Annotated in this window: 22 protein-coding genes; 6 read left to right on the forward strand and 16 right to left on the reverse strand. The window is 47.6% G+C overall.

The window, feature by feature from the left end; translation table 11 throughout:
- Nucleotides 1–13: 13 nt before the first annotated feature.
- Complete coding sequence (locus tag ACFSB2_RS14495; protein WP_377943789.1) at nt 14–814, reverse strand: hypothetical protein; 801 nt, start codon at nt 812–814, stop codon at nt 14–16.
- Between the two features lie 241 nt (nt 815–1,055).
- Here ACFSB2_RS14495 and ACFSB2_RS14500 point away from each other — a divergent pair, with 241 nt between their 5' ends.
- A complete protein-coding gene (locus ACFSB2_RS14500) occupies nt 1,056–1,679 on the forward strand; it encodes an NUDIX hydrolase (RefSeq protein ID WP_377943790.1) in 624 nt (207 codons plus the stop codon).
- 240 nt (nt 1,680–1,919) lie between these two features.
- Here the strand turns inward: ACFSB2_RS14500 and ACFSB2_RS14505 are convergent, their stop codons facing one another.
- On the reverse strand, nt 1,920–3,167 hold the full coding sequence (locus tag ACFSB2_RS14505; RefSeq protein WP_377943791.1) for a GNAT family N-acetyltransferase: 1,248 nt from the start codon (nt 3,165–3,167) through the stop codon (nt 1,920–1,922).
- Between the two features lie 484 nt (nt 3,168–3,651).
- On the reverse strand, nt 3,652–4,416 hold the full coding sequence (locus ACFSB2_RS14510; RefSeq protein WP_377943792.1) for an SDR family NAD(P)-dependent oxidoreductase: 765 nt from the start codon (nt 4,414–4,416) through the stop codon (nt 3,652–3,654).
- Between the two features lie 303 nt (nt 4,417–4,719).
- Between ACFSB2_RS14510 and ACFSB2_RS14515 the strand changes: the two genes are divergently transcribed.
- On the forward strand, nt 4,720–5,919 hold the full coding sequence (locus ACFSB2_RS14515) for an MFS transporter (RefSeq protein WP_377943793.1): 1,200 nt from the start codon (nt 4,720–4,722) through the stop codon (nt 5,917–5,919).
- Between the two features lie 94 nt (nt 5,920–6,013).
- Here the strand turns inward: ACFSB2_RS14515 and ACFSB2_RS14520 are convergent, their stop codons facing one another.
- The gene (locus tag ACFSB2_RS14520; protein WP_377943794.1) at nt 6,014–7,666 is read right to left on the reverse strand and encodes a glutamine--tRNA ligase/YqeY domain fusion protein; all 1,653 of its coding nucleotides are present in this window, start codon (nt 7,664–7,666) and stop codon (nt 6,014–6,016) included.
- Between the two features lie 502 nt (nt 7,667–8,168).
- Here ACFSB2_RS14520 and ACFSB2_RS14525 point away from each other — a divergent pair.
- Nucleotides 8,169–8,936 (forward strand): ANT(4')-I family aminoglycoside nucleotidyltransferase, encoded by a 768-nt coding sequence (locus tag ACFSB2_RS14525; protein ID WP_377943795.1) that lies wholly within the window; start codon nt 8,169–8,171, stop codon nt 8,934–8,936.
- Nucleotides 8,937–9,121: 185 nt separating this feature from the next.
- On the opposite strand, the gene ACFSB2_RS14530 is transcribed toward ACFSB2_RS14525, so the two are convergent.
- From ACFSB2_RS14530 to ACFSB2_RS14540, 3 genes are all read right to left on the reverse strand, one after another.
- Nucleotides 9,122–10,081, reverse strand: coding sequence for a DUF4380 domain-containing protein (locus ACFSB2_RS14530; RefSeq protein WP_377943796.1), 960 nt, complete (start codon nt 10,079–10,081; stop codon nt 9,122–9,124).
- Nucleotides 10,082–10,142: 61 nt separating this feature from the next.
- The gene (locus ACFSB2_RS14535; protein WP_377943797.1) at nt 10,143–11,366 is read right to left on the reverse strand and encodes an enolase C-terminal domain-like protein; all 1,224 of its coding nucleotides are present in this window, start codon (nt 11,364–11,366) and stop codon (nt 10,143–10,145) included.
- Between the two features lie 132 nt (nt 11,367–11,498).
- Nucleotides 11,499–12,284 carry a phytanoyl-CoA dioxygenase family protein gene (locus ACFSB2_RS14540; RefSeq protein WP_377943798.1) on the reverse strand — a complete coding sequence of 262 codons (786 nt, stop codon included), beginning with the start codon at nt 12,282–12,284 and terminating at the stop codon, nt 11,499–11,501.
- A 993-nt stretch (nt 12,285–13,277) separates the two neighbouring features.
- Between ACFSB2_RS14540 and ACFSB2_RS14545 the strand changes: the two genes are divergently transcribed.
- The 3 genes from ACFSB2_RS14545 (at nt 13,278) to ACFSB2_RS14555 (ending at nt 16,607) form a co-directional block, all read left to right on the forward strand.
- Nucleotides 13,278–14,210 (forward strand): hypothetical protein, encoded by a 933-nt coding sequence (locus ACFSB2_RS14545; RefSeq protein WP_377943799.1) that lies wholly within the window; start codon nt 13,278–13,280, stop codon nt 14,208–14,210.
- A gap of 221 nt (nt 14,211–14,431) precedes the next feature.
- A complete protein-coding gene (locus ACFSB2_RS14550) occupies nt 14,432–15,124 on the forward strand; it encodes a response regulator transcription factor (protein WP_377943800.1) in 693 nt (230 codons plus the stop codon).
- Nucleotides 15,102–16,607 carry a sensor histidine kinase gene (locus ACFSB2_RS14555; RefSeq protein WP_377943801.1) on the forward strand — a complete coding sequence of 502 codons (1,506 nt, stop codon included), beginning with the start codon at nt 15,102–15,104 and terminating at the stop codon, nt 16,605–16,607. Before ACFSB2_RS14550 ends, ACFSB2_RS14555 begins: the two co-directional genes overlap by 23 nt.
- Before the next feature lie 128 nt (nt 16,608–16,735).
- Here ACFSB2_RS14555 and ACFSB2_RS14560 read toward each other — a convergent pair whose 3' ends face one another.
- From ACFSB2_RS14560 to ACFSB2_RS14600, 9 genes are all read right to left on the reverse strand, one after another.
- On the reverse strand, nt 16,736–16,990 hold the full coding sequence (locus ACFSB2_RS14560; RefSeq protein ID WP_377943802.1) for a DinB family protein: 255 nt from the start codon (nt 16,988–16,990) through the stop codon (nt 16,736–16,738).
- 423 nt (nt 16,991–17,413) lie between these two features.
- Nucleotides 17,414–18,256, reverse strand: coding sequence for a carbohydrate ABC transporter permease (locus ACFSB2_RS14565; RefSeq protein WP_377943803.1), 843 nt, complete (start codon nt 18,254–18,256; stop codon nt 17,414–17,416).
- Nucleotides 18,256–19,173 (reverse strand): carbohydrate ABC transporter permease, encoded by a 918-nt coding sequence (locus tag ACFSB2_RS14570; protein WP_377943804.1) that lies wholly within the window; start codon nt 19,171–19,173, stop codon nt 18,256–18,258. The genes ACFSB2_RS14565 and ACFSB2_RS14570 overlap by 1 nt, the downstream gene beginning before the upstream one ends.
- Nucleotides 19,174–19,261: 88 nt before the next feature.
- Nucleotides 19,262–20,602: an ABC transporter substrate-binding protein gene (locus ACFSB2_RS14575; protein ID WP_377943805.1), complete on the reverse strand. Its 1,341-nt coding sequence runs from the start codon at nt 20,600–20,602 to the stop codon at nt 19,262–19,264.
- Between the two features lie 46 nt (nt 20,603–20,648).
- Nucleotides 20,649–21,911: a family 4 glycosyl hydrolase gene (locus tag ACFSB2_RS14580; RefSeq protein ID WP_377943806.1), complete on the reverse strand. Its 1,263-nt coding sequence runs from the start codon at nt 21,909–21,911 to the stop codon at nt 20,649–20,651.
- 53 nt (nt 21,912–21,964) lie between these two features.
- Nucleotides 21,965–23,422, reverse strand: coding sequence for an FGGY family carbohydrate kinase (locus ACFSB2_RS14585; protein ID WP_377943807.1), 1,458 nt, complete (start codon nt 23,420–23,422; stop codon nt 21,965–21,967).
- Between the two features lie 54 nt (nt 23,423–23,476).
- Nucleotides 23,477–24,412: a 1-phosphofructokinase family hexose kinase gene (locus ACFSB2_RS14590; protein WP_377943808.1), complete on the reverse strand. Its 936-nt coding sequence runs from the start codon at nt 24,410–24,412 to the stop codon at nt 23,477–23,479.
- Nucleotides 24,412–25,266 (reverse strand): class II fructose-bisphosphate aldolase, encoded by an 855-nt coding sequence (locus ACFSB2_RS14595; protein WP_377943809.1) that lies wholly within the window; start codon nt 25,264–25,266, stop codon nt 24,412–24,414. The genes ACFSB2_RS14590 and ACFSB2_RS14595 overlap by 1 nt, the downstream gene beginning before the upstream one ends.
- An 18-nt stretch (nt 25,267–25,284) precedes the next feature.
- Entirely contained in the window at nt 25,285–26,343 is a 1,059-nt protein-coding gene (locus ACFSB2_RS14600; protein WP_377943810.1) for an SIS domain-containing protein, read from the reverse strand.
- Nucleotides 26,344–26,753 lie beyond the last annotated feature (410 nt).

The following is a 26,753-nucleotide window of genomic DNA, read 5'->3' on the forward strand; positions in this document are numbered from 1 at the left end:
GGCCACCTCGTCGTCATTCCTGCGAGGTGGTCTCCTTTGCAGCTTCGCTGTCGATAAGATCCCCGACTTTTGTGCTTGCGAGATACTGCAGGGCGCCGTGCAAGCGAAGAGGAGCGTGCACGTTTCCGATTAAGACCAGATCATGAACCTTATTCCGAAGTAGATCAACCGTCACTTCTGATGTAAACCGAGTGTCGCCAATGAGAATTAAGGTGAGTGGATCCGAAGCCATTTCAAGGAAATCTGCCGTAATGGTGTTATTCCCAACTAACATGCGAGGCGTGCCGCCCTTGTAATAGAGGATCTGCCCAGCTGAATACTGGAGCTTGGCTCCGATAACGCTTTCGCTTGCGCGTGGCGCGAGAAGCTGCCCAGCTACGACAAGTTGTGATTTCAGCGCTGTGACTGGCGACGTTAATATCAATTGACCTGCCAGAACGAGAATCGTATTCTCGTCTCCCTGTGCGGCCAGTGATTCGCCACTTATCTCCATCTGCCCCGAGAGGATTTTAACGTCTGGCCCGACTGGTACGGGGACAATACCACCGACGTTTTCCATCGGCACAGTGCCGACATAAGCCATCTGATCCTCCTGCACCAAGATCATTCCGACGTTCATAATTGATTCAATACGAGAAAACTCTTCTGCTGAGCGAACACCACGCAAATCAAGGAATCCAACATTCATGATTTTACCTTGCTTTACCTGCGCCTCTGGCTGCGTATCCTCTTGCGTCTCTACTTCCTGTACCTGTGCTTCCTCTTGCTGTGCCTGCGTTTCCAACACTTCATTCTGCTGCCCATGCTCTTCCATTGTATTTCCTCCTTCGCCTCAAGTCGTTTGCTCATAGATAAAGACGCACAAGTGCACAGACTGTTGGCTGAATCGGCAGAAAATTTTTTAGATGAGCTATGATACAGTTTGTCGACCTGTCGATGTATCAAGTTACGCTGGCATTCAACCAAGGAACTTGTCTGCGAATTCTGATTCTGCGTATGATAATGTCTAGCGCTATGCTTTAGTCATTGCAGATGCAGAGAGGCTGGCGAGATCAATGGACGAATTACAGTGGCTCAAATGGGCGCAGCAGATCCAATCGATTGCGCAAAGCGGCTTAACCTATGGCAAAGATGTCTTCGATTTAGAGCGGTACACCCATCTGCAAACACTTGCTGCAGAGATGCTCGCTGCACATACTGAGATGCAAAAAGAGGATATTCAGGCGATCCTTTCACTGGAAAGTGGGTATCCGACACCCAAGACCGACATTCGCGCAGTTGTTTTTGATGATGACAGGCGGATTCTAATGGCCAGAGAGACGTCAGATGGCCGTTGGTCCTTGCCCGGCGGTTGGGCGGATATCGGTGAAAGCGTGGGCGAGATCGCTGTACGTGAAGTGGAAGAGGAAACGGGCTACAAAGTAAAGCCAGTCAAGATGCTGGCGGTGTGGGATCGGCAAAAACATCCTCACCCGCCTATGTTCTGGCATGTATACAAACTATTTATCCGCTGCGAACGCATAGGAGGATCTCCGAAAACCAGCATAGAGACGGATGCCATCGGCTTCTATGCCGAAGATGGTCTGCCGCCATTATCGGTGGATCGCGTCACCAAAGCGCAAATTCACCGGATGTTCCAGCATCACGATGCCCCTCATCTGGCAACTGATTTTGATTGAGCGTCTTTTTGAGAATAGAACCGATTCCCTCGGCATTTCGGGTCCTCTTCGGTTCGCCGATTCTCCAGTTCTATAGGCGCTTAATTTTCAAGTGTGCAGCAGGCATCCGAGAGATGCCGCTTTTCGCTCGGAAGACACAGGCGTACACGGAAATCCTTGCGGCGCCTTTCGGCATACCTATCTGCACTCACTCACGTACAATGTACGATGAAATAGCGTATCCTCGCGCACAAGCCAGATCTAAAAATGCCCCCAGCACATCGGCTTGGTGTCCGTGCGGAATAATCTTTGGAGCACAGGAACCCAGTCCAGCGCAGAAACGGTCGCCAGGCCCAGCCGCAGCAGGCTGCGCAAGTCCACTGCGCCCATCCACAATGACGAGAATGAGGCAACATCCATACTCACTTCGACATCCCACGGCCCGTCGCTGACCAGCATTGCCCGGCCATTCTCAAACTTAACAATAGTAGTACCGGAATTTTCAGGTAAAAAATCGTCCAAAATATCCAGTTTAAGCGTCACATCCGTCACATCAAACGGCTGGTTCTCCACTGCGCGAAACATCCCCGCGACATCCACCACGCGGTACATCAGGCCCAGACCGATGCTGCAGGTTTCCACATACCGTGACGCGAAGGTGTCATAGGTGTGACGAGCAATGTCCTCCAACATAAATTGCAGTGTATCATCTTGCGTCTCAATGATAATTTTCTCAAATTGATCCATTTGCCTGTGCAAAAAAGCGCTGAATGCCTTGAGCGCGTCAGGTGTGTGATGCACCAATTCCACGAGCTTCAGATCGCTCTTTAAAGCATGCTGGCACACGAATGCCAAGACGAGATACCCCTTCAATACCCCCTCTTCCTCGTAGCCCATCACAACCTTATCGGGGGCAAATACATCGCCCAGTGATCGATCCAATCGCGCGCTCATGCCGTGCGTCCTGCGAAAAAATTCATCGTAACAGTCAATTGTCGCTTGCCTGTCCGCGTTTGTACCCGTAAGCTCCCGTACACTTCCCGCTGTCTCACCATGCGGGAAATCCTTGGGACTGACCTGGTATTGCCTCACCTCGGCTCCATAGCCGAACCCCATTTTGCGATAAAAGCCAGCGCGAAATGGATATAGGGTCACCAGACTCACCCCATGCGCGCGATAGTGTCGAAGCGCACTTTGTATCATGTCATAGGCAACGCCTCGTTTCCGATGCAAGAGCGCAGTTTGTACTGACCCAATCCCGCCAGCGGTCAAGATACAACCGCGCACATTGAAATCCATCGTAAACAGACACAAACTTGCAAGCAGTTCACCTTCCTCCACAATGCCAAATAGGTCTTGCCACGGCCAGTTGACGATGCTGTTGGTGGCCCATTCTTTGATGTGTTGCTGATGCGCTTCAGACTGACCCTGGCCAGGATAAGCATGCACAGCGGTATGAACAATGGAATCAACAAAAGAGAGATCTAACTTTTGGAATTGACGTGACATGGTGTGGTCCTCCCGACATCATTTTAGGAATGTGTCGGAGACAGAACGATAGGGTTGCGCCTCAAGGGGTTGCCAGACGTGGCTAAATACGGATAAAAGTGTGGGAATTTGATACAAATGCACTGGTGTGATCCCGCAATAAAAAGACATTATCTCTAAAGATACACCGCGCAGTGATTGCATTTCCCCCGCTATTGCTCGCACCCTTGTATGGTTGAAAATAGGCGCAGTTACCCTGGAATGTGTCTCCGACACAAAAAAACAGGATACGATTTTACGCGCTATTCAAAATCCAACCATCACAAGTTTGCCGGCATGGAGTGAAAACGCTCCTTCCCACAGCAGCAATTGGTAAGCCATTTCTCAAAAAGATTAACAGAAGGTCAAAGCGCAGTCTAGTATTTGCGGGCTATGGCCCCATATCTAGACATTTTGAATGCGATAGCCAAATGGCGCGCCAATCGGCACGCCATTTGACCAAAACTCAGATGGCTGGCATGATCCGCCCGCCACAAACCGGAATATACGCCCCCGTGATAAACGAAGCCAAATCAGAGGCCATAAATGCCACCACATTCGCGATTTCCTGATCCGTCCCCCGCCGTGCAAGCGGCACCGTCGCACGGTATCCGGCGTCATGATCCTCCGGCGCATCGTAGTATTGTTCACTGACGGTCCAGCCGGGCGCAATTTGATTGACCGTGATTTGATGCTTTCCGACTTCCCGCGCCAACGTCCGCACGATGCCATCCAAGCCGCGCTTGCCGGCCACATACGCCGAAGAATTCGCTGCAGCTTCCATGGCGCATTCGGTATTGATGGCGATATAGCGCCCGCCGCCTTTGCGCACCATGCCGGGAATGAACGACTTGGCCAAATAGACAGATTGCATGACACATGACTGAAACTGGCTCTCGTAATCACTCGGGTCCTCTTCCAGCACACTCGACCAAGGATGAATCTGAATCACAGCGTTGGCGATCACGATATCGGGATCGCCCAATTCCGCTTGCACCGTCTTGGCCATTTGCGAAATGGAATCCTGATTGGTGACATCTGCTTGCACAGCTACACTGCGAACGCCCGTGGCTTGAAGTTCCTCTACCAATTCCTTCGCCTTTTGGGCGTTTTGCATATAATGCACGGCGACATCAGCCCCGCATTGCGCTAGGGATCGCGCCATTACGCGTCCTAACTCGCCAGTTGCGCCTGTGACGATGGCAATCTTACCTGATAAATCAATACGCATCCGCTTTCACAGTCCTCTCCGCTAAAGTTGCATTCATCCTCTGTACCATAGTACTGTTTTTGCAATTTTGTAAGTAGTGAAATCTCTTTGCTATGGTTACTCGTTCTTCACTTAGTTACCTAAAGTAAAGTTCAAACTGTGCCGTTGCCACACACGGTAAGTGAGCATACAGCCTATGTCTGAATTTATAGTATAGTTGGTGGAGAAACACCGACCATTCGCGATGCCTCAAGTGCCTGGCATTTTGATGCTGCTGCTGGTGCAAGATGTAGCACGGGTATGGCGGACTAGGGGGATATCTGGTTGCAGCGTTTTGTTTGGGCATCTTACGGTATGTACTTTCTCGGTGGCATCACCAGTGTTTTCTTCGGAGCAATTATGCCTGAACTGCTGGCCCACTATCATGTGAACTATGCCATGGGCGGGTTTCTCATCCTGCTTCAATCCATTGGCTTCATCATTGGCGTTCCGCTGACTGCAAGCTGCATGAAGCGATACCACTATCGGTTTATCCTCTCTGCGTCGGCGCTCGCGGTTGCCATTGCGCAGACCGTGATTTTGTTTCTGCCGCGGCTCTTCTGGGTGGATATCCTCGTCGTTTTAAACGGCATCGGCGCATCAGCGCTAGAAACAGCAGTGGCATCGTATATTATGGAGTTGTTTGCAGGCAGACGAGCGATATTCATGAGCCGCCTGGAGGTCGCCTTCGGCAGTGGCGCGCTTTGCATGCCCGCAATTGCGAGCGGACTGATCGCAGCGCACTGCTGGCGTCTCACTTCTTTAGTGGCAGGTGGTTTCGCCCTTTTCCTGGCCATCTTCTGGCAGACGATTTCCGTTTCGCTGCAAGCGACGGCAGACGAAGGACAAATGGACGCCCGCACGGCCGATCCGCCTGTATTCAAGGGAAGTTTCTCAAAATACGGCGTACTCGCTCTGTTTCTCCTGATGATTTTCATTTATGTCGGCGTGGAGGGCAGTCTGAACAGTTTTATGCCGACGATTTTCACTGTATATATGAAAGTCCGACCCTATTTCGCATCGCTTAGTTCAACGACCTTTTGGATCGCGATGGTCTGCGGGCGGATCGCCATCGCATGGATTGTCCGCCGCGTGAGTTATGAGCGGTATTTGCTGTGGAGCATCTCCCTGTGCATCGTGTTCTTTCTGCTTTTGACACAGCTCCACCGTCCATGGGCCTCGTACGCCACGGTGTTTGGTTTGGGACTCGCGATGTCCGCGGTGTATTCCATCACGATGGTGTACGCCAATCACACGTTCCCTGGCATGGAGCGCACGGTGACCAGCGCCGTCACCGCGTTCGCCGGAATCGGCGGGGCTGTGTTTCCTGCCGTCATCGGATACGCCATGGATCGCCTCACGCCAAACCATGTGCTTTGGCTGATGCTCGCTTTTGCCGCAGCGCTGCTGGCTCTGTTCTTACTGATCTTTTGCATCCTACATGCGATACGCCACCGCTATCAGGCAAACGTGCAGGCTGAATAATGGTGGGAACAGGCGAGAGATGCCCTGATGTTCCCCAGCCCCTTTGCGACAAACAAATGGCGAGCCAAGGGCGGCTCGCCATTTGCATAAATCGTTATTTAATCTGAAACGAACTTTTCAAGGCGACAATCAAGTTAAACACTTTGTGATCTGGCGTTGTATCCTTCGGATCTACATTAAAATAACCGTGGCGGAAGAACTGGAACTTGTCCTGCGGCTGCGCCATTTGCAAATCTGGCTCAATGTACCCATGTTCCACCTGCAGCGAATGAGGATTGACCCGGTCGATCAGTTCGCGCCCGTCCCCTTCATCCGGTGTCAGCAGCGCCTCATACAAGCGGAACTCCGCAGGGATGGCGCGCTTTGCATCGACCCAATGGATGGTGCCTTTGACTTTGCGCCCTGTGAATCCACTGCCGCTCTTGGTCTCGGGATCATACGTGCAATGCAATTCCACTACATTGCCGTCCTCATCTTTCACGACATCATTGCACTTGATAAAATATGCATTCTTCAGGCGGACTTCATTCCCGGGAAATAACCGAAAATACTTCGGCGGCGGATTTTCCATGAAGTCCTCCTGCTCAATGTAAATCTCGCGTGAAAACGGGATCTCTTTCATCCCCATCTCCGGCACTTCCGAATTCACTTCCGCTGGCAGCATCTCCACCTGATCTTCGGGATAATTGGTGATAACGACCTTGAGCGGTCGGATAACGCCCATCGCGCGCGGCACTTTGAGTTTGAGGTCCTCACGGATGAAGTACTCCAGCATCCGGTAATCCACGTCACCACCGCCGAGCGTGATGCCCAACTCGCGCACAAACGCCCGAATCGATTCCGGTGTAAACCCACGTCTGCGCAGACCCGAAATGGTCGGCATACGTGGATCATCCCAGCCATCGACCGTCTTTTCTTCCACCAACTGCCGAAAAAGTCGCTTGCTCATGACCGTATCGGTGAGACTTAATCTGCTAAATTCATATTGATGCGGAACATGCGGCATCTCGCATTCGCGAATCACCCAATCGTACAAAGGGCGTTGATCGCGGAATTCGAGTGTACAAAGGGAATGGGACACCCCTTCGATCGCGTCTTCGAGCGGATGCGCGAACGCGTACATCGGATAGATGCACCACTGGTCACCTGTGTTGTGATGTGTCGCGTGAGAGATGCGGTAGAGCACCGGATCGCGCAGATTGATGTTTGGTGAAGCCATATCAATTTTGGCGCGCAACACTTTTTCGCCATCCTTGAACTCCCCATGGCGCATGCGCTTGAAGAGATCGAGATTCTCCTCAACCGAACGCGTGCGACATGGGCTGTTCTGCCCCGGCTCTGTCAAGGTGCCTCTGGCCTGGCGAATTTCGTCTGCAGATTGATCATCCACATATGCCTTGCCGTTTTTTATCAGCAATACCGCGCGCTGATACATCTCCTCGAAATAATCAGAAGCGAAAAATAGCCCGTCCCATTCAAACCCGAGCCATTTGATGTCCTCTTGTATCGCCTTTACATATTCGGCGTCTTCCTTGAGCGGATTGGTATCATCAAAACGCAAATTGGTCTTGCCGTTGAATTCCTTAGCAATCTCAAAATTGATACAGATGGATTTGGCATGGCCGATATGTAAGTACCCATTGGGCTCTGGTGGGAAGCGAGTCACCACCTCTGTGACTTTATGTGTTTTCAAATCCTCACTGATGATCTCCCGAATAAAGTCGGAAGCGATTGACGTGTTCTGCATCGTATCAACCTTTCGCCGGAGTTGTTTCTATGCATACCAAACCTCAGGTGAGCGCGAACACCGTCTTCACCCACCATCCAGTTGGATTGGTTTTGTTTTTGTCAGTATACCACTCGCCAACTGTTCACAATATCATTATGAACCAACTGTAGTCCAACGAGTCTTTGACGTCCACTTTCTGTGCGATCCCAATGTTCACTGCACCGCTCGCATCAGAATCTTTAATTGGTATACTGGCGCCAAACATGATTTCATCTCCGCCATGTCCATGTCCCCATCATAGCACAGCGCCTAATAGCCTGGTTTTCTATGCTTCTCTATACGGCTGACACGGTAGCCCTTCTCTTACTTGCGAAAGCAACATCGTTTGCGTATGTTTGATGAAAGCGTATTATGTCAGGAGGATCACTCATGTCAAAGACGAAAATCCCCCGCTAAGCGAGAGGGCCTCCGTTCATCGCTCGTGACTGCTTACCTAACATTACGAGGGGGTTGCACACGGATGAACATAAGCGGGCCAAAGGCGATTTCACGCAGTGAAAGACTGCAAACATGCCGTGAAATTGCCAAGAGATTACATGAGGTATATGGGAGCAAAATTCAAGCCATTGGTGTTTATGGCTCTGTGGCCAAAGGAACGGATGGCTGTTTCTCGGACATTGAGATGTTTTGCGTTTTACACGATTCCGGTCAGACAGTGGAATATTGTTATGAATGGTCGGCAGGCCCTTGGAGGGCAGAGGTGGATGTTTATAGCGCGAACATCCTGCTGAAAAACGCCGCGACGGTTAAAGGAAGATGGCCGTTGACGCACGGTGCATACTTTTCCACACTGAGCTTGTACGATCCCGACGGTTTTTTCCACGACTTGCGGACTGCGGTTGAGTCCCCCGCACAATCAGATTTCAACCGCGCGATAAATGAAGTCCTGATAAATGAGTATGAGTTTATGGGGAAGTTGCGGAATCTACGCCCCAATGGTCCATACAGTTACTTGCCCTACCTGGCTATGCAGATTGCGCATTACGGCGCCATGTTGGTTGGGCTACACAACCAGAGCCTCTTTTCCACAGGCGCGAAGGTTCTGCCTGAGGCGCTGGCACTGCCAAATCGCCCACATGGGTTCGATACAGTCGCAGAGCTCGTCATGAGTGGAGAATTGGCTGAACATTCAAAGACAATGACAGCCTGTGGAGATTTCTGGGATGGAATTGTTGACTGGGCAGATGAGCATCACTACACAATTGATGGAGAGCGAATGCCGTTTTGAATCATGCTAGCCCCGCAGAGAATTTGCGGGGCTGTTTTCTTTGTTTATGAACTGTTACAAGTACATCCCAGTTAAATCCGGGAAACGATGCGTCACCGAGCGTAAAGAGATCGGCTTCCGGTAGATGGCCCCGGTGATGCCTAACAATAAGCTCATGGCCGCATACGATCCGTTGTTCGGGCAAACTACACCGGGAGCGTGTCCACCAAATGCTTGGCCACGATGGATCTCACATCCGAGGCAGATGCCGCATTCATTGGAAACAGGGACCAAACCTGTGTCGTGAAAAACTCGTCACTGGGCATCAGTGTCATCATGGGAGCATGAATCTCCGCCTCATAGTACGGATAGTCTTCGGAATTGTACACCTCAACGGCGCACCCGTGCCCGAATGCGGCGTCAGGATACACTTCGAACTGTTTGAGATAACCCAAGGCGCCGTCGGGATGTTGAATCGTGTTCAGCATCCAGCCCTCTGAGTACGCTGTCCCAATCTTGTAAACACCGTCGTTTGGGCTGCAGTCAACGCTTGCAACGCCGTTGGGAAAGACCTGCGCGCATGAAGGCATTGGCCTTTCAAATGTATAGAGCGAAGACAGTCCCATGGATGACCCCAGCGGAAAATAAACCTTGCCCGGACTCACCACTTGTGTCACATCCCACAGCCCGAACTCCACGGGCTCTCGGCCTTGATTTCGCATACCCATGTCCACGTACACCGCATGCGAGTCTAAGGCAACGCGGATTCTGCGGACGAACTGCACGCCTGTCTCGCGACAGACCGGGCTCTCCAACGTCACTGTGACCGTGTCGCCTTCCTCTATCCAATCGGCTGTGTGTTCAGCAAGATCCAAATCCATATAGGGGGCGCTTTGCCATCGGCTTTGCGGCGCGAGCCACGTCTTGAAGCCGCCGTACAATTTCATGCCCAGTTCCATTCGCTTTTGCTCGATGGATTCGCCGTCCCCTAGAGACAGGTCAAACAACTTCCCCTCAAGGGAAGGCATCACATAAAACGCTTCCATCCCCTGGAACGAGTAACTGATGATTCGCCCGCCAATTGACGGCGCGATCGACAGCTTGTAATCCATCCACTCTACGTCAATGGTCTCGAATCCGTGGTACAACCCTCTGCGTACACTCACTGTCCACCACTCCATCGTTTAATGCCACTACTTGCCGTCGACCTTCGTTTTGTGGCTTCAGTTAGGGCCGAACAACGGTGCCGTCCGCCTTCCGGTCAATCGGGTAAGGACTGTGATACTTGTGCAATCGTCTCTCATCGTCCATTAGCGCCGACGCTTTTTCCTCATCAATGTCGATGCCAAGCCCTGGCTGGTCGCTGGGATACAGGTACCCATTCTTTAGGATGGCGTGCCCTGGGAAAGTTTCCAGTTCCTCGGGCCGGAAGTGGTTCTCCTCCTGGATGCCAAAATTCCACACGGCGAGGTCCAGATGAAGCGAGGCGACCTGATTGACGGGGTCGTTGTCTCCGCCCTCTTGCCATGCCGTCCGAACGCCGAATGCTTCAGCCAAAGCGGCCACCTTGCGACACGCGCTGATACCACCCGCTTTGGAAACGCGGAGACGGATAAAGTCAATCAACTGCTCTTTAATCAAGGTGGTCCATTCATGCGGATTCACGAATAGTTCCCCGATGGCCTGTGGCGTGCTGCATTGTTGGCGCAATTGTCGAAACCAGTGAATCTGCTCCGGCGGTAATACATCCTCCAAAAAGAACAGGCGATAGGGTTCCAACAGCTTTGCCAACGCCACCGCAGCAGTTGGTGACAAATGCTCATGCACATCGTGGGTGAACTTGATCTTCGGACCAAAGTGGCTTCGCAGCGATTCGAACATATTCGGAATGTTGATGAGGTATGATTCCTCATCAAACACATGTTGGTTGCTCCATGCATTGTCGGGCAACACAGCGTGCTTTGCGTCGAGAAAACCGCCGCCGCCGTACTGGCCCATCTGGCACCGTATCACCTGGTATCCTTCATCGATATAGCGCTGGACGTCTTCCTCCAACTCCTTGATGTCGCGGCCGCTGGCGTGGGCATAGCAGGGCGCAGCTGAGCGGCAGGGACCGCCCAAGAGCTTGTAGACCGGCATCCCCGCCTCCTTTCCCTTGATATCCCACAGCGCCATGTCGATCCCGCTGATAGCGGTATTCACCAGCGCACCATTGCGCCAATAGCCGCTCGCATACATCGCTTGCCAGAGATCCTCGATGTGGCCAGCATCCTTCCCAATCAACTGCGGAGCCAGCAACTCTTCCACAACAGTCACGACTGCGTTCGGATTATACGCGTCACTGGCCGAGCCGATCCCATATAAACCCGGTTGGTCTGTCTCCACCTTAACGATGGTCCAGCTGGCATTCCGTCTCGTCCGAATACAGCGCACTGCCTTAATTTTTGCCACTCAAATTCCTCCAAATCAGCCTTATCTCTTAGAAAAACCTCAACTGACCATGCTCAAATGCCTCCGTAGGCAATTCAAATGCCTTACTATCTGCGCCCCCTGTAAGCGCCAACATCCGAAACACTGTAAGATTCACGGAAGATAGGGTGGTGTATGGTAACCGCCAGCGTAGGCCGCATCAGGCTTGCTCAGGTCACCCATCAACCCGCGGCGAACCGGTGTTGTACGCGCTAAAAACGCTTCTGTGTTTTCGAAACGGTCAGCGTATCGCATCCACGGTGGACTGTACACAAAGTGCATGGTGTACCGATCATAGTCTTCATTGTGTTCATAAGCCCGGTGCCAAACAGCGTTGTGAAATACCAGCGCGGAACCCGCTGGAGCACACACGATATGACTGATTGGCGTCTCTGCGTGTTCCGTGCGCACGTGCTCAGGCAATGGCACACGGCTCCTGTGACTGCCCGGAATCAACTCCAGATTCCCCATCCCAGGTCGAGTTTGATCCGTGAGCAAGTACGACACCCGCAACTGTAGAAGCGGGATTGGGTAACCTAGCTGCCGAAAATCGAATGCGCTCGATCCGTCTTGATGCCATCCACCCGTCTTTCCATGTGCTGGCTGCAATGTACACCACGCAGCCTGGACAATGACATTGTCCGATTGGTACAGCCCTCGAACCTTGGGGAGCACTGCAGGATGGTCGAGCAGGCGCTCAATGGACGGTTCGCGCTCAAATCCGTTCCCAACCTGCTGAAATACCCCCTTGTGCCCAGAATGCAATCGTTGTGACGCCTCCAGAACAGAACGAATTTCATCTTGGTTTAGAACATCGGGAATAATGAAATAACCCCACGATTCAAAAATGAATCGATCCAACTCCGTCAACTCACCGGGCTCGACTACCGGATCCAACATGTGGGTCACCTCCACGCGTTTTCTAAATCAACTGACTTTTCTGATGTGAACTTCAAGACGTAAGCTGTACCTTCCGGCCACCTTACCAAGACTCGTGCCACGAGGCCGTTATTACAAGGGAAACGACTAGCTACTCTAAATTTATATTTAATATATATTAAATATGTATTAAAATGCTTTGTCAACACTGAACATTTATAATTAGATGCCACTAGATACTAGACTATGGGTGTGATTATGCCTGATGGATTTGTATCTTAAATGTATTGTTGAGCATATGTGTTCATTACGGCACCTAAGTCCTTCTATAAGCGTCATTGTTTTAAAGATATTTAATTCATCACTACCGAATGTTATAACCCAACAAATTTTTTAGATATCGAAGATTCAACATAGCTTCGAATCAATTTCCATCCCGATTTTTCTCTGCAAAAGGTTTCCACAAACATGTTTGCTTCTTCAGTAGGTCTATCGTCCATCTCAAACGTCACCCAAAACAAAGCCAATACTTCATTCTAACTAATGGCTGTAAAAGACATCTCATGGAATGTCCACTTTGGATTGCGTCCTGCATAAGAACGAAAGGCTTGACCTCAGCCCTCACAAGCCTCTTTGTATCCCCAGTCGGATATTTGATTACCAGGATACGCCCACCGTACATGTAAATCCGTTGAACAAACATCGGATATTCCATCTGTGTCGCATCTGTTCCAAATTGACTGATAATGACTAAAAAAGTCCCTAAAATCATTCAGTAATTCAGTCACTATTTGTCCCCCGTTCAATAAGTCGTGTGTTACTCTAATGTTAACTAAATCCTGGAATATTGTCGATATAAACCTGCCTTGCGTCGGGAAAAATTCAAAAAGTCCATCACTCTGATAGAGAGGAAACTTGATCCACGAAATTATTTTAAAAAATAGTCAGTATGGACGGACGCTTTCCCATTCGAGACACTAGTAATACACCAAACACGAAAGGAAGGCGTTTGATATGGGAAGAGCATTTCATGTCAGGCCCTTGAGCGGCAACGATGACTATGGAGCCGTCTTAAAACTGTTGAATCAGACCATTCGAATCTATCATCCATCCACACCTATGTCCTTTGGCGGGCACACCCCAGCGCTTTTGCGAGAGCAGTACTTTGAGAACAACGCGGGATTCCTGGCACTGAAAGGTAGGGAAATCGTCGCGTTCATGGGTGTAAGATTCCCTAAAGAGCGGCAAGAGGCATCACTTGTCTGTGGATTTATAGATACAGACGCATCAATTTTGGAAAGTCTTTTACATCTATGCATGGATGCGGTCCAAGGACAAGGACGTTCGAGGATCGTTCTGAGGGAATATATCAATTTCGGTCAGATACGAAGCCCAATGATCACGCTATGGGAGAGACTGGGGTTCATTCCGGACGAGTATATTTATACCTCAACAAACATGAATCTATGGAAATGGGATCCTCCCACTGAGCTGGACACGAGTCGGATTGAACATAATCCCGCTCTAGAACTGTCGGATATCCATCAGATTTTGCTTGCCAATGATCCCCTGGATGCCGAGTTATTTCGAAAACAATATTTGAGCGATGGCGAATCTGGCGCACCAGATCATGTCATCCTTACCTTGAAAGAGCCGGGTTCAGATGAAATACAAGGAATAGCTTCTTACAAGGTAATTTATAAGTACGATGAATATAATGCGTTGGCATTTGGCTTGATTTTTAAACCCGAATCCCCGGTTGACAAGTCAGACAAACGAAGATTACTTCAAACTGCACTGGTCAGCATGAAAGAGTTAAATATCCATCGGGTTGTCAGTAGGATCTCGTTCAAAGACCCTGAAATATTTTGGGCCATGGCAGCAGAGGGCTTCAATAGTATTACGGCACAAGTTCATTCCGTGAATCTAACCAAGTTCTTGGACTAAGGAAGACGATGTAATGAATCGATACGTGAATGCACGGAACTCATTTACGAACTGTAACGCCCCATCTCCCCACCATTATCCAAAGCGCCACCAACCGATATATGGTTAAAATATAGGAGAATCCGATTGAATTTAAGAGAATCTTAAGGTTCATGTATCCTTCTTCTTCATAGTTTTGGCCTACACTATCCTCAGCAAGCCATGAAAAAGGTGGGTATACCGTGCACAATCACACTGTCTTGGTCGTCGACGATGAAAAGGAACTGCGCGATGCCATCGAGATCTACCTGAAAAACGAGGGACTCACCGTCATCAAGGCAAAAGACGGCATAGAGGCCATCGAAAAATTAAACGAATGTGATGTTCACTTGATCATATTGGATGTCATGATGCCACGTCTGGATGGGATCAAAACGACATTCAAAATTCGTGAGGAGAAGAACATCCCCATTATCATTCTCAGCGCAAAAAGCGAAGACACCGACAAAATATTGGGACTGCAAATTGGCGCAGATGACTATCTCACAAAGCCATTCAATCCACTAGAACTCATCGCCAGAGTGAAATCACAGCTTCGCAGATATGTGACGCTTGGCACTTATGAAGGCAACGACAAGGTGATTGAACTGCACGGCCTGACACTGGATTCATCGGCGAAAGAGGTCGCGGTAAACGGTGAAGTGGTGAAATTAACTCCGATTGAATACAAGATTGTCGAGTTGCTGATGACCAACGCAGGGCGTGTGTTTTCGATAGCGGAAATCTATGAGCGCGTGTGGAAGGAACCTGGTTTCAACGCCGAAAATACCGTCGCCGTGCATATCCGCAAGATCCGCGAAAAAATCGAGATCGATCCGAAAAATCCAAGGTATCTAAAGGTGGTATGGGGCATTGGATACAAAATTGAAAAGTAGAATCATCATCTGTGGTTGGCTGCTCTTGTTCACCTTTGGACTGAGTGGGATTTCTCTTTTCCTGTTTCACCACGATTACGCAAACCAACTGTCGTTGTACCTGTATATCATCTGCAGTATCGGCGCCCTGCTGTTCAGTCTTTTCGTACTGAAGCGGGTGGCCATCTTTGAGTCACTGGATATGCGGCAGTGGCAGCAATACTACAATCAAATTCCTATCGACATCAGTTTTGCCATCATCACTATCATTGGTATATACACCATTTCCCAGCTGACGGATATCGGACTGGACTACTATTATGAATTTTTACAACATGTCAGAAGCCTGGTGACTTGCACCATCCTCGTTGCATTGACCATGGCCCAAGCCTACTGCATCCTCCAAAGATTTTACAATCATGACGAATGGCAGACATCTTGGAGGAACAGCGTGGTTTACAAGACACGCACCGCGATTCACGATGCCTTCTTAAGTCGTAGCAATGGTGTGCAGGTGCTGTTGTTGCTGGGCATCATCTTTGCATCCGGGTTTGGATTCTTGGTGGTGTGTATCTCACCGCCAACCATCGTCGTCTATGTGCCGCTGTTCATCATAGTGACCATTCCTGCGCTGACCATCATCTGCAGGCGGGTCGGCCATCTGAACCGTATCGTCTTGCATACCACCGAACTCGCTCGAGGAAACATCCAACCAGACCTCGTCATCCATGGCGCGTCAACGATGGCCACATTGGCCAGGAATGTGAACGCACTGAAACAAGGCATGGAAACTTCGCAGGCAGCCCAAGCAAAAAGCGAGCGATTCAAAGCGGATTTGATCACGAATGTCAGCCACGACTTGCGCACGCCGTTGACATCCATCATCACATATACGGAATTACTGCAGACCCCTGAACTCGCCGCCGAACACCGCGATGCCTATGTCGAGATTATTGATCGCAAATCAAAGCGCCTGAAAGTGCTGATTGACGACCTGTTTGAGATATCGAAAATGGCGAGCGGCAGTATCGAGTTGGCCAAAGAAAAAGTCGACATGGGCCAACTGTTGGAACAAGCACTGGCAGAACACGATGAAATGATCCGCCAGTCCACACTGCAATTTCGCGTCACAAAGCCGGATACGCCGATTTACTGTGTTGTCGACGGGCAAAAGTTATGGCGGGTGTTTGATAATTTGATTGGAAACATCCTGAAATACGCGTTGGATCATACCAGGGTCTACATCTCCATCGCCACAACCGAGGACAAGGTCGAGATGACGTTCAAAAACATCACCAAATATGAGCTGAGCGACAACATCGACGAGCTGTTTGAACGTTTCAAACGCGGCGATGCCTCCCGCCATACGGATGGCTCGGGGCTCGGACTGGCCATTGCCAAGTCGATTGTCGATCTCCACGGCGGGGACTTGAATCTGGAAGTGGACGGCGATTTATTTAAAGCAACTGTCATCTTGGATGCGGGATTGGCGCAACATTTGTAATACTACTCGGTATTCGTGAAACAGCGTGATCGGCAACGCCCCACCAATTTACATTGACGATCACGCTATCACGCGCCTGTCCCCGTATCATCCACCGAGGCATCGGCACAGCAGAATGCGCACGACCTTTATGACCACCCCATACGCTCGCGCAATGAAGTGATGTGCGCGATATGATGGCGCCCATGCCATTCGTACCGCTGCAGCGCTGAATCCAGCGTCATGTCCCCGTATGCTGGGGTCGAAACTGTCCGCTGGAAATCGGATGGACCCAGTTTGCGCAACAAAGTCACAAATCTGCTCTGCAGACTCTCGATGAGCAATATGGACGTCTCTATCGGCACATCATATATATACGATGAGAAAATCATGAACAAATTCACTCAAGTATTCACTACCTGTCGTCGATAGATATTCAATCGTGAATACCTAAAACGCGGACTGCTACCAGTCAAACCGATACTTGTTTAAAAAATAGGAAGACCATAAATTCCGGTGAGATATAAGCTGTGGTTTGAATTATGAGTTAGTTTCTTTTTAAACTTTGCTTGTCCAATAGGAAGAGCTTGACCCGTCTGTACACGACGCCTTAACGCAAAGTTCTTCATTCAATCAAGGGAAAACAGGGGACGTTCAATTGTCCAAGTTCATGCAGCGCCACAGAAAGCCCATTTTGTCGGGGACTCCTGGACATGAAATTTCATATGTTCAGGGCTGCGTCTTAAATCATTCAGCAGCCCCTAATTACTAACCCCAACTAAGATTTGACACTGACAAAGGAGGATAGTATGAAGTTACACTGTCCATCAAGAAGTTACAGACCCTCCCAAAAGGCCGCGAATCAAATGTCGATTAAACCAGGCCACTACGATAATCGGAGGGATTAAGGCGAGAATTCCTGCAGCAGCCTGTAATCCATAGTTTGTAGCATACTTGGTTGCATATTGGGTAATCAAGACTGTTAGTGGCATTGCTTGTGGCGTTGGTGCAAATACTAAAGGTATTAAAAAAGATGACCACGAGGTCAACAACACGACAATAGATGTCGAGGCCATGCCCGGGGCAATAAGGGGTATTACAATCCGCAGTACAAGTTTACCTCTGCTTGCACCATCGATTCGGGCAGCCTCTTCGATTGACACAGGCAGTGACGCCACGTGACTCCGTATGAGCCATATTGCTAAGGGCAGACTTCCCGAACAATTAATGACCACTATCGCAAAGTAAGTATCTGTTAATCCCATGTTGGTTATCATTTGGAACAAAGGTATGAGAACTGCATATATCGGCAAAGACATTGTTCCAATAATTACGAAAAAGATGGCCGTCGATCCCTTAAACTTTAAGCGTATAAACCCATAACCTGCAAATGCAGCGATCGCAACAGTAACCACCGTAGTCAATACGGCTTCGATGACTGAATTAAGATACTCATGTAAAAATGTTAAAGAAACTGCAGAATGACCATTTAATAAGCTAGTGTAATAAGAAATTGTAAAAGGCTTCGGAATAATCGGCGGAGGAACAGCTTGTAATCCAGATGGATTTGACAGACTAACAATCAGCCCCCAATATAATGGAGCCAGTGACCAAAAAAGAAGTACAATACCAATGATAATTTGTAGAATACGACGTGTTACTTTATTCATTAGTAGACGACCTCCTTATAAAGAAAGCGCAAATATATTAAACTGATAAGCAAGGTGACAACTGTCAACACTATCGATGCGCTAATTCCTGCTCCAAAGTTCAAGTTTTGAAAGGCATATAAATAGATTTGCATCACTGCCGATTTCGTACCTGGTGAATATCCAGCAAGAACATATATCTGATCAAACACGCCGATACCTAATACCCCTGCATCTAGTAAACCAATAGCTAACGAGGGTCTTAATAGTGGCAAAGTTATGTGAAGAAATGTCGTTACCGTTCGGCTGCCGTCAATCTCTGCGGATTCATACAATTGTGGAGGGATGCTTTCTAACCCTGCCAAAAATATGATTGCTGTAATTGGGGCTATTTGCCATAGCAATGTTAATGTGATCAGCACCAGCCCAATCCAAGACCCATTAAACCAAACAACATTCTGTTTTATGACATGAAGTGTCATTAATATGCTGTTTAAGAGCCCTGTTGTTGGATTGTAAATGAACGACCACAATATACCCGCAACAGTTCCTGGAACAGCCCAAGGTAATACAATTAAAACTAAGAAAAGTGCCCTATAACGAGTAATACTCTTCAACCAAAAGGCCATTACTAAACCGAGGATGAGCGACCCCACAGTGGTAAGGATAAGGTATACCAACGTATTATAATCTGAATGGAGAAACAACGAATCCTTCAGTACGTCAGCGTAATTCCCAAATCCGATAAATTTGTGATTATTGGCCTGCAACAAATTATCAACTCTAAAACTATCGATAAGACTCACGACAAGCGGATACAGAACAAGTGGCACAATAATAATTAAAGCTGGACCTACAAAGTAATACCCTATTATTTGACTAGGCTTTTTATTACTAGATCTCATGCTATCTAATTTGCCCGTCGGCACTGTACTCACAGATGAACGACCTCCTCTATTTCAATATTTAAAAACCATCTAGGGCAAGTGGAATCCACATGCCCCTTCTCCGAGTTTCTTACGAATTTTAACGGAAGGAATCTACTTGTTTTGCTAGCGTTTTCAGAGATTGACTAGGAGTTTCCTTTCCTTCGACAACGTACTGAATCATTGTAGCCGCTGCATTGCTAAACTGTGGATACCAAGAAGGCGTTCCTTGTGGAAATAGTGGCTTGACACTAGAAACTGTACTCATGATATCCTTACCATCTACAAGTTTATTATCTTTACTCAATTGTTGTAATGTATACTTCTCAGTCGGCAGATCTCCCATATTTGGGTTTTCATACGCGGTAATTTGTTGAGGCATCTGCATCCACCAGTTAATGAACATGGCTGCTGCACCCTTGTTTTTGGACAATGCCGGGACACCCAATCCTTCAGGAAGGCCAAATGTACCACTTTGACCGGGAGATTGGCCTGGCGGAGCAATCATAGCTATGTCATCTTTTGATATATTTGACGTCTTTGGATCAAGATAACCTGCCAAGCCACCTGGACTGGATTCAAGCGAAATTGCAGCTTTGCCAGCCTTAAAGAGATCACCATTTTCAACATCAGTCAATGTAACTTCACCAGGTGGAACCAATTTTTGATCGTACAGTTTCTTTTCAAAGCTTAATGCTTGAGCTCCGGCTGAAGATTGTGATTCAAACAACGGATTCCATTTATTATCAAATAATTGCCCACCATCCGATTTGATTAGTTCAAACCAAGAGACCGCTGACGCTTCCGTTACGGACATCGGCACTGCGATCGGATACTGCACAATACCTTTCTTCTTTAATTCCTTTGCATCATTTAATATATCTGTCCAAGTCTTTGGTACTGTATTGATACCTGCCTTTTTAAATTCGGTCATATTAAGTAATACGACCCGATAATCAAGGCTATATGGCATTGCAAGTAAGTTGTTGTTAACTGTGAATATGCTCGCTGCAGCATTATTTTGAACCGCCTTCTTGGACATATAATCATTTAGCGGCGTAAACCAACCGGAGTCGGCAAATTGGCCTACCCAAGACCAGTCCACCTCCGTAACATCGGCCGGGGAAATATGTGCAGCTTCTGATGTAACGATTTGTTGATGAATATTATCCCACGACATGCTTTCCATCTTTACCTTAATGCCTGTTTGTTTTGTAAATTCATCAAGGGATGACTGCGGCATTTGTCCCCATGGTGGTAAAAGAACAGTGATAGTAGTTCCTGAGTAGTCCTTGTTAATACCCGTAGTAATGGATTGACTGGTTTTCGAACTACCTGATGAGTTCGATCCTTTTGACGTCCCACACCCAGTTACCAGAAAACTCATTCCCACACCCAAACTAACGGATAACAAACCTACCCTTGCCGTTATTGTTTTCATCCATATCCCTCCTAATTAGGTGCACAATCCCAATCGAAATCAGGCTTTAGTAATACGGATGTACAAATTCTTTATTCAAATCAAAGAATTCGTCCAATATTTGTTCAGATTGCTCTGCATCCGGAAACAACGGGTGAATTAATAACGACCTGCGTAGATCCGCGAGGCTATTCGCTAGAGCAGCAGATACCCAATACTTGTAAACCGTTGCCATGGTAAGAACCAAAGGTTTTACTAATACAGGTAATTCCCCTGTCTTAAGCGGTAAAATTGCCCCATTTTCCACAATGGCCGGTACCTCGACCACCGTATCATCTGGCAATCCCGAAATCGTTCCGTTGTTTTGAACATTTACATAGTGAATCTTGTGGTTATCTGTAAGTATGCTCTCTATTAAGTCGACAACGACCTCTGAGTATCTATATCCACCGCGGGACTTCAATAGGTCCGGTATGGAAACCGTATTCTGACGAGCATATTCTGTGAGCAATTTCCTTTCTAGATCAATAACCTCTTGTCCACGACTTACTGTTTTTTCCAGCAACTCTCTCATGCGTCTACCCGAGTGAAAATAGTACTGAAAATAGCTACTCAATCCCAACCCAGTATCATCAATCACGCTGCGTGAAAACGGAAAACCAGAAGACCATTCAGAAGCCTTCTCTATAACTTCAGTCATTACATCCTTTCCATCAACAAGCAATTGATCAACAACTGTTAAGTGGTTTAGTCCTTTCCAGTTCATCCAAACGGATTCACTGGGCACGTTGAGGAGCTCAGCAACTGTCGAAGCAAATCCAATTGGTGAATTACACACTCCGACAGCCTGCGTGATACCTTTTGCATGTAGATAGGCCGTTAGAGCCCCGGCAGGGTTCGAGAAATTCATTACCATCGCATTGGGCGCATGATCTTTAATCAAGTCGGCTATCTCGTCGTAGACTGGTACTGACCGTAAAAACGCCCCTAGTCCCGGTATCGAGACAGTTTCAACAAATGGGATATGATACTTACGAGCGAGCTCTTCATCCAGAGTTCGCATGTGGTTGCCACCAATTCGCGCCTGTATGCAAATATAGTCACTTCCTGGAATTGCATCTCGGTATGAATCTACACTCTTCACTTTAGTATTTGCGCCGGCCTGCGCAATCTGCCTTTCTGCAAAAGAAGAAAGGATATCAAGACGTTGACGATCAATATCCATGAGTACTAATTCCTCAACAGCCAGGTTTCGATCTAGTAGTAATTGAACCAACTCAGGAGTGAAAACACTACCAGCGCCAATGACAGTTACGCGAATCTTCTTCATAGGTTTGAGATCTCCTTTAATAGAGCTATTTTACAAACAACATGTCATGATGATTAATCCCACTGGAAGGAATCAAACAGTTCCCTGTACTTAAAGTGCCGCTCAGTATCAGGTACTACTTCCTCAACTTGATCACACAACACCATTGCTGCTTCTTGGTATCCTTTGTACAGACCTACACCTATACCAGATAGCAATGCTGCTCCTATAGTCGATAAGTCAGCCTGCTTGTGTACAAAAATCGACCTGTTAAGCATATCCGCCTTGATTTGGATAAGCAGACGATTTCGACTAGATCCACCTCCGACTATAATTCGCGTACTAGGAATACCAGTAATTACATCTAACTGCTCAATCATACGTGCGCCAATATAAGCAAGAGCCTCCATTACCATACGCAGAACTTCGTTCGATCCAACATTGCTATCAAGACCAACCAAAGCAGCGTCGTGACACGTCCACGGAAATAACTGTGGTCCTAAAAAAGGCTTGAAGTACCTTCCGTGAATTGCCTGCATTCCAACCTCTTCTTCATTAGGGAGTCGATGCTCACCAGTAATTCTCAACAGTTTCTTAATCCACTCAAGTTGTCCAGCAGACCAAGATTCTAATGTGCTAGTAATCATGCCAGGAATAACGTGTCTATCATGGAGTAATGGCCCCGTATCCCTCTTAGAAATAGTTGACCAATGTTCCACCGGCTCAAATCGCGCAACCATTTCCCAAGTTCCAAGCACATTAAGGCAATCATGTACATTCAGTGTATTTGCCGATAAACCAGCACATAGATAATCATGACCACCAGTTGTTACGATGGTTTGCCCAAGATGAAAACCACTATCTGCTTGCCCCAAGCAAGATCCACTGGATACTGGATTCAGAAACCATTCTCGAGACAATGATGCTGCCTCCAAGATAGTGGTAGACCAAGCTTGTTTATCATGATCCCAGCCACCAGATGCGGCTGCAGTTGACGGCTCAGTTGCGAACACACCACATAGCCGACTTGCAACGTAATCACTGATGGACATAATTCGATGAACTTGCCTTCGAAACATTGTGTCTTGTTGAGCCATCCAAGCCAATTGAAATATCGGAGGATGGTATTTTTTGGGAAAACCAGATATCCTCGCATAAGTATCAGGATCAAGCGGAATTGCGTCATCTAATTCATCCGCGAGAACTCCCCAATGATTAACACAAGGAACAATAGCGCGATTTGTACTGTCTACCACGACTAATGCAGTCCCTGTCGCGGAGATCGCTACAGACATGGGCGTGGGGCCGATTTCCCTACGAATTTCCTGAAGCAACGTTACCCCAGCATCAACTAGGCTATCTGGTGAACAAAGTCCCTCGAACAAATGCCCAGAAAATGAAAAACTCATTGAAGCAATCGTTGTTCTTGAGATTGTAGCCTTAGCGATTACTGTGCCCATCTCATCTATAGCGATTGCTTTAATAGCAGTCCCTCCATAATCCAACCCCACAAGCACAAATCTATCCTGCATTCAATTCCCCCTCCTTTCTAAAGACTTGAAACTTCAGAAATCAATATTGAATGCTTAACCTACAGGAAGAATCTTGACTTGTTGTGCAAGACGGTTAATGTCGTCCGGCTCAACTACGCCAGCCTGTGAAAACATTGCATTACTAGCACCACAACTCGTCGCCTGCACTAACGCATCCTGCAAGGCAACTCCTGTGGATAAACCAGCAATCAACCCTGCAAAAAAAGCATCGCCACTCCCAACAGCATTCAGCACGGGAACCTTTGGCGCCTGCACTATCCATTTTCCATTTTCAGTAACAGCAATGCTCCCAGAAGCTCCTTGCGTAATAACAACTAGTCGACTTCCCATTCGTAGAAGCTCACCTGCTGACCTTAGTAATATTGAAAGAGAAGCATCTTCCTTTTCACCTATAAATTCTCGAAACTCCGAGTCATTGACTTTGACGATATCCGGTGGTTCTCGTAACACTTCCTTTAATACTGCACCACTAGCATCAACGCAAACCAAACATCCTCGTCGTTTTGCCATTTGGGCAAACTCAGCAGAGAAATCTAAAGGTAATCCCTTACACTGACTGCCACTTAACACCACATAGTCACCTGAATGGGTATACTGTAAAATATGTTCAAGTAGTTGTTTCGCGCTCTCCATAGAAACCGTTGGGCCAGGCTCCAACAACTCAGTGACACAATCATCACCAATCATTGTGATGGTGGAGCGCGTTTCTCCTGGAACCATCACCCCCTCAAAGTCAATTCCTAATTCTCGCATTCTCTCTAGCATCCATTCCCCTGCTTTTCCAGCTAAAAAACCAACACCAGATGCGGGAATGGACAACGAGTGAAGAACACGAAGAACGTTTAATCCTTTGCCACCAGGAGTACGCCATACTTCCGCAACTCGGTTTGTGCCGCCCAGTAAGAAACGATTCATCTTGTAAGTAACGTCAACGGCAGGATTCATTGTTATCACGAAGATGCGATCCATTAATATCTTCCTTCTGCATTGACCAGTCGAATCTTTTCCCGCACTACATCAACATAAGCATGTAAACCTGGTTTGAAATATTTCCTCGGATCCACCTCATCAGGGTTTTCCTGTAGAAATGTTCTAAGGGCATTTGCGTAAGGAATCTTAAGTTCTGTTGCAATATTAATCTTGCTAATGCCGTACTTGATACAATTTCTAATTAGGTTATCAGGTACCCCAGATGCCCCATGGAGTACAAGTGGTACTGAGACACTTGAGCGAATCGCCGCAAGGCGTTCAAAATCGAGATGAGGCTCTCCTTGATACAAACCATGGGCCGTTCCTATTGCAACAGCGAGAGAGTCAATCCCCGAATCGCGAACATATGAATTTGCCAGGCCTGGATCGGTGTAGAACGCATGGTCTCCTTCAGGAAGAAGCTCCTCCTCCACGCCGCCCACGTGACCCAGCTCTGCTTCCACAGACACACCAAATCGATGCGCAATCTTTACTGCTTCTTTAGCAAGTTCAAGGTTTTCGTTATATGGAAGTGCGGATCCGTCGATCATAACAGACGTGAACCCACGTTTAACACACTGCTCAACCCGTTCTAGGGAATCCCCATGATCGAGATGTAGCGCCACCGGTGTGCTCGTTTTTTCCGCTGCCAGCCTAACTATTTCAACAAGATAGTCAATCCCAATGTTCTCAATATTACTTGGAGTCGTTTGGACAATCACTGGCGCTCTCAATTCTTCAGCTGTCTGAACCAAAGCACGAAGGGTCTCCAGATTATATCCAGCAAAACCTGCGACGGCATATCCATCGCGCATAGCATCCACGTACATCTTCTGCGTCGTAACCAGCGGCACGAGGTCTTCCTCCAATCATTACTGAGAAACGCTTTTTAGAACAACCACTTGGTTTAGGTTGCGAGGTTGATCTGGGTTTAATCCAAGTAACTTCGCACGAGCATACGCCAAATACTGCAGTGCAGGCATATACAACAAGCTTCGCGCCCAATCGGTAAGAGCGCCATCAAGAGGAAGAACAAAATCAGCCCCACAATTATCGGATATAGAATCCGGAATCAGTGCGATCGTCTGCCCATGAACTTCCTTTACATCTGCAATGATATCCAAGGTGTAGGATATATTTTCCCTCATGACCAAAAACACGACGAAAGTCCCATTTTCAACAATGGAAATCGGACCATGCCGAAACTCAAAAGGATTATAAGATTCACAAGGAGTCTGGGTCATTTCTTTCAGTTTTAAAGTTGCCTCGGTAGCTAAACCATAATAAGTACCCAATCCAAGAAAAATGTACTGTTTGAAATCGATATTCGCTCCAATCCGTCTTCCGAAATCCATCATCTTTGAAATGTCGCGCTCAAGTATTACTGGCAATTGATTCAGTTCAGTTAATAGGTCTTCCCTTCCTGCACTAGTGGCTGCAACCCACTGCAATGCAAGTAGCATATTTGTGAATGATTGTGTCATTACAACAGATTTTTCACTTGCGTGATCCAGGCTAATCACAGTCTGCGATATCTTCGCCAGCATTTGGTCAGAATGGCAAGTGACAGCGACCGTTTCAACATACGGATAGTTCTTTTGCAAGTGTTCAACCGCCATCAGAAGTTCGGATGTTGTTCCCGAACGCGAAATCGCAAAGGCTACAACAGGAACATCATTAGGAATGATACTTGTATCAGCAAAGATAATTTCTGAGGCTGGAACAGCTAGGCAAACCTTACCTGTGACTTCCTGGAATAATCTAGCTGCACTTTGTGCCAAGTAAAATGAAGTACCGCATCCAATAAACAAAACATGCGTATTACCGGCTTCCAAAGATATCCCACAGCTCGGCCACATTTCACTCATAACCTCGAGGGTTTTTGCCCACGAATTCGGTTGATTTGTAATCTCTTCAAAAGTTGCATCCATTATCAGCACCACCTCATTCTGCACCAACGTTCGTGCGTCTTCACGCTCTTTTCATTTTTATCAAAACTACCGTCATGACTAATTGTTCAATATTCCGACTAGTACAAAGGCTCCTGTCATTCCTATGACGACAACATGCTACCGATAAGCGGGTCTTGCTACACAATTGCGGAGCAGTGATGATTTCATCCCCTTTCCAGTGGTAGAAGTCTCCGCGGATAATCTACTTCACAACACAATAATGATCGTTATTCGAAACTCATATTATCATCCGACAAAGATTCGATCAATAAAATAATTAAAATAAAATAAAAATATAAATATATCGTAAAATAAACAAAACATGAACAGGCAAGATATACACGGATAATTGCATTGGAATAAATTCTATAACGTCCACTTTTTATTGA

The organism is Alicyclobacillus fodiniaquatilis (assembly GCF_042678105.1).
In the GTDB taxonomy this organism is placed as follows: domain Bacteria; phylum Bacillota; class Bacilli; order Alicyclobacillales; family Alicyclobacillaceae; genus Alicyclobacillus; species Alicyclobacillus fodiniaquatilis.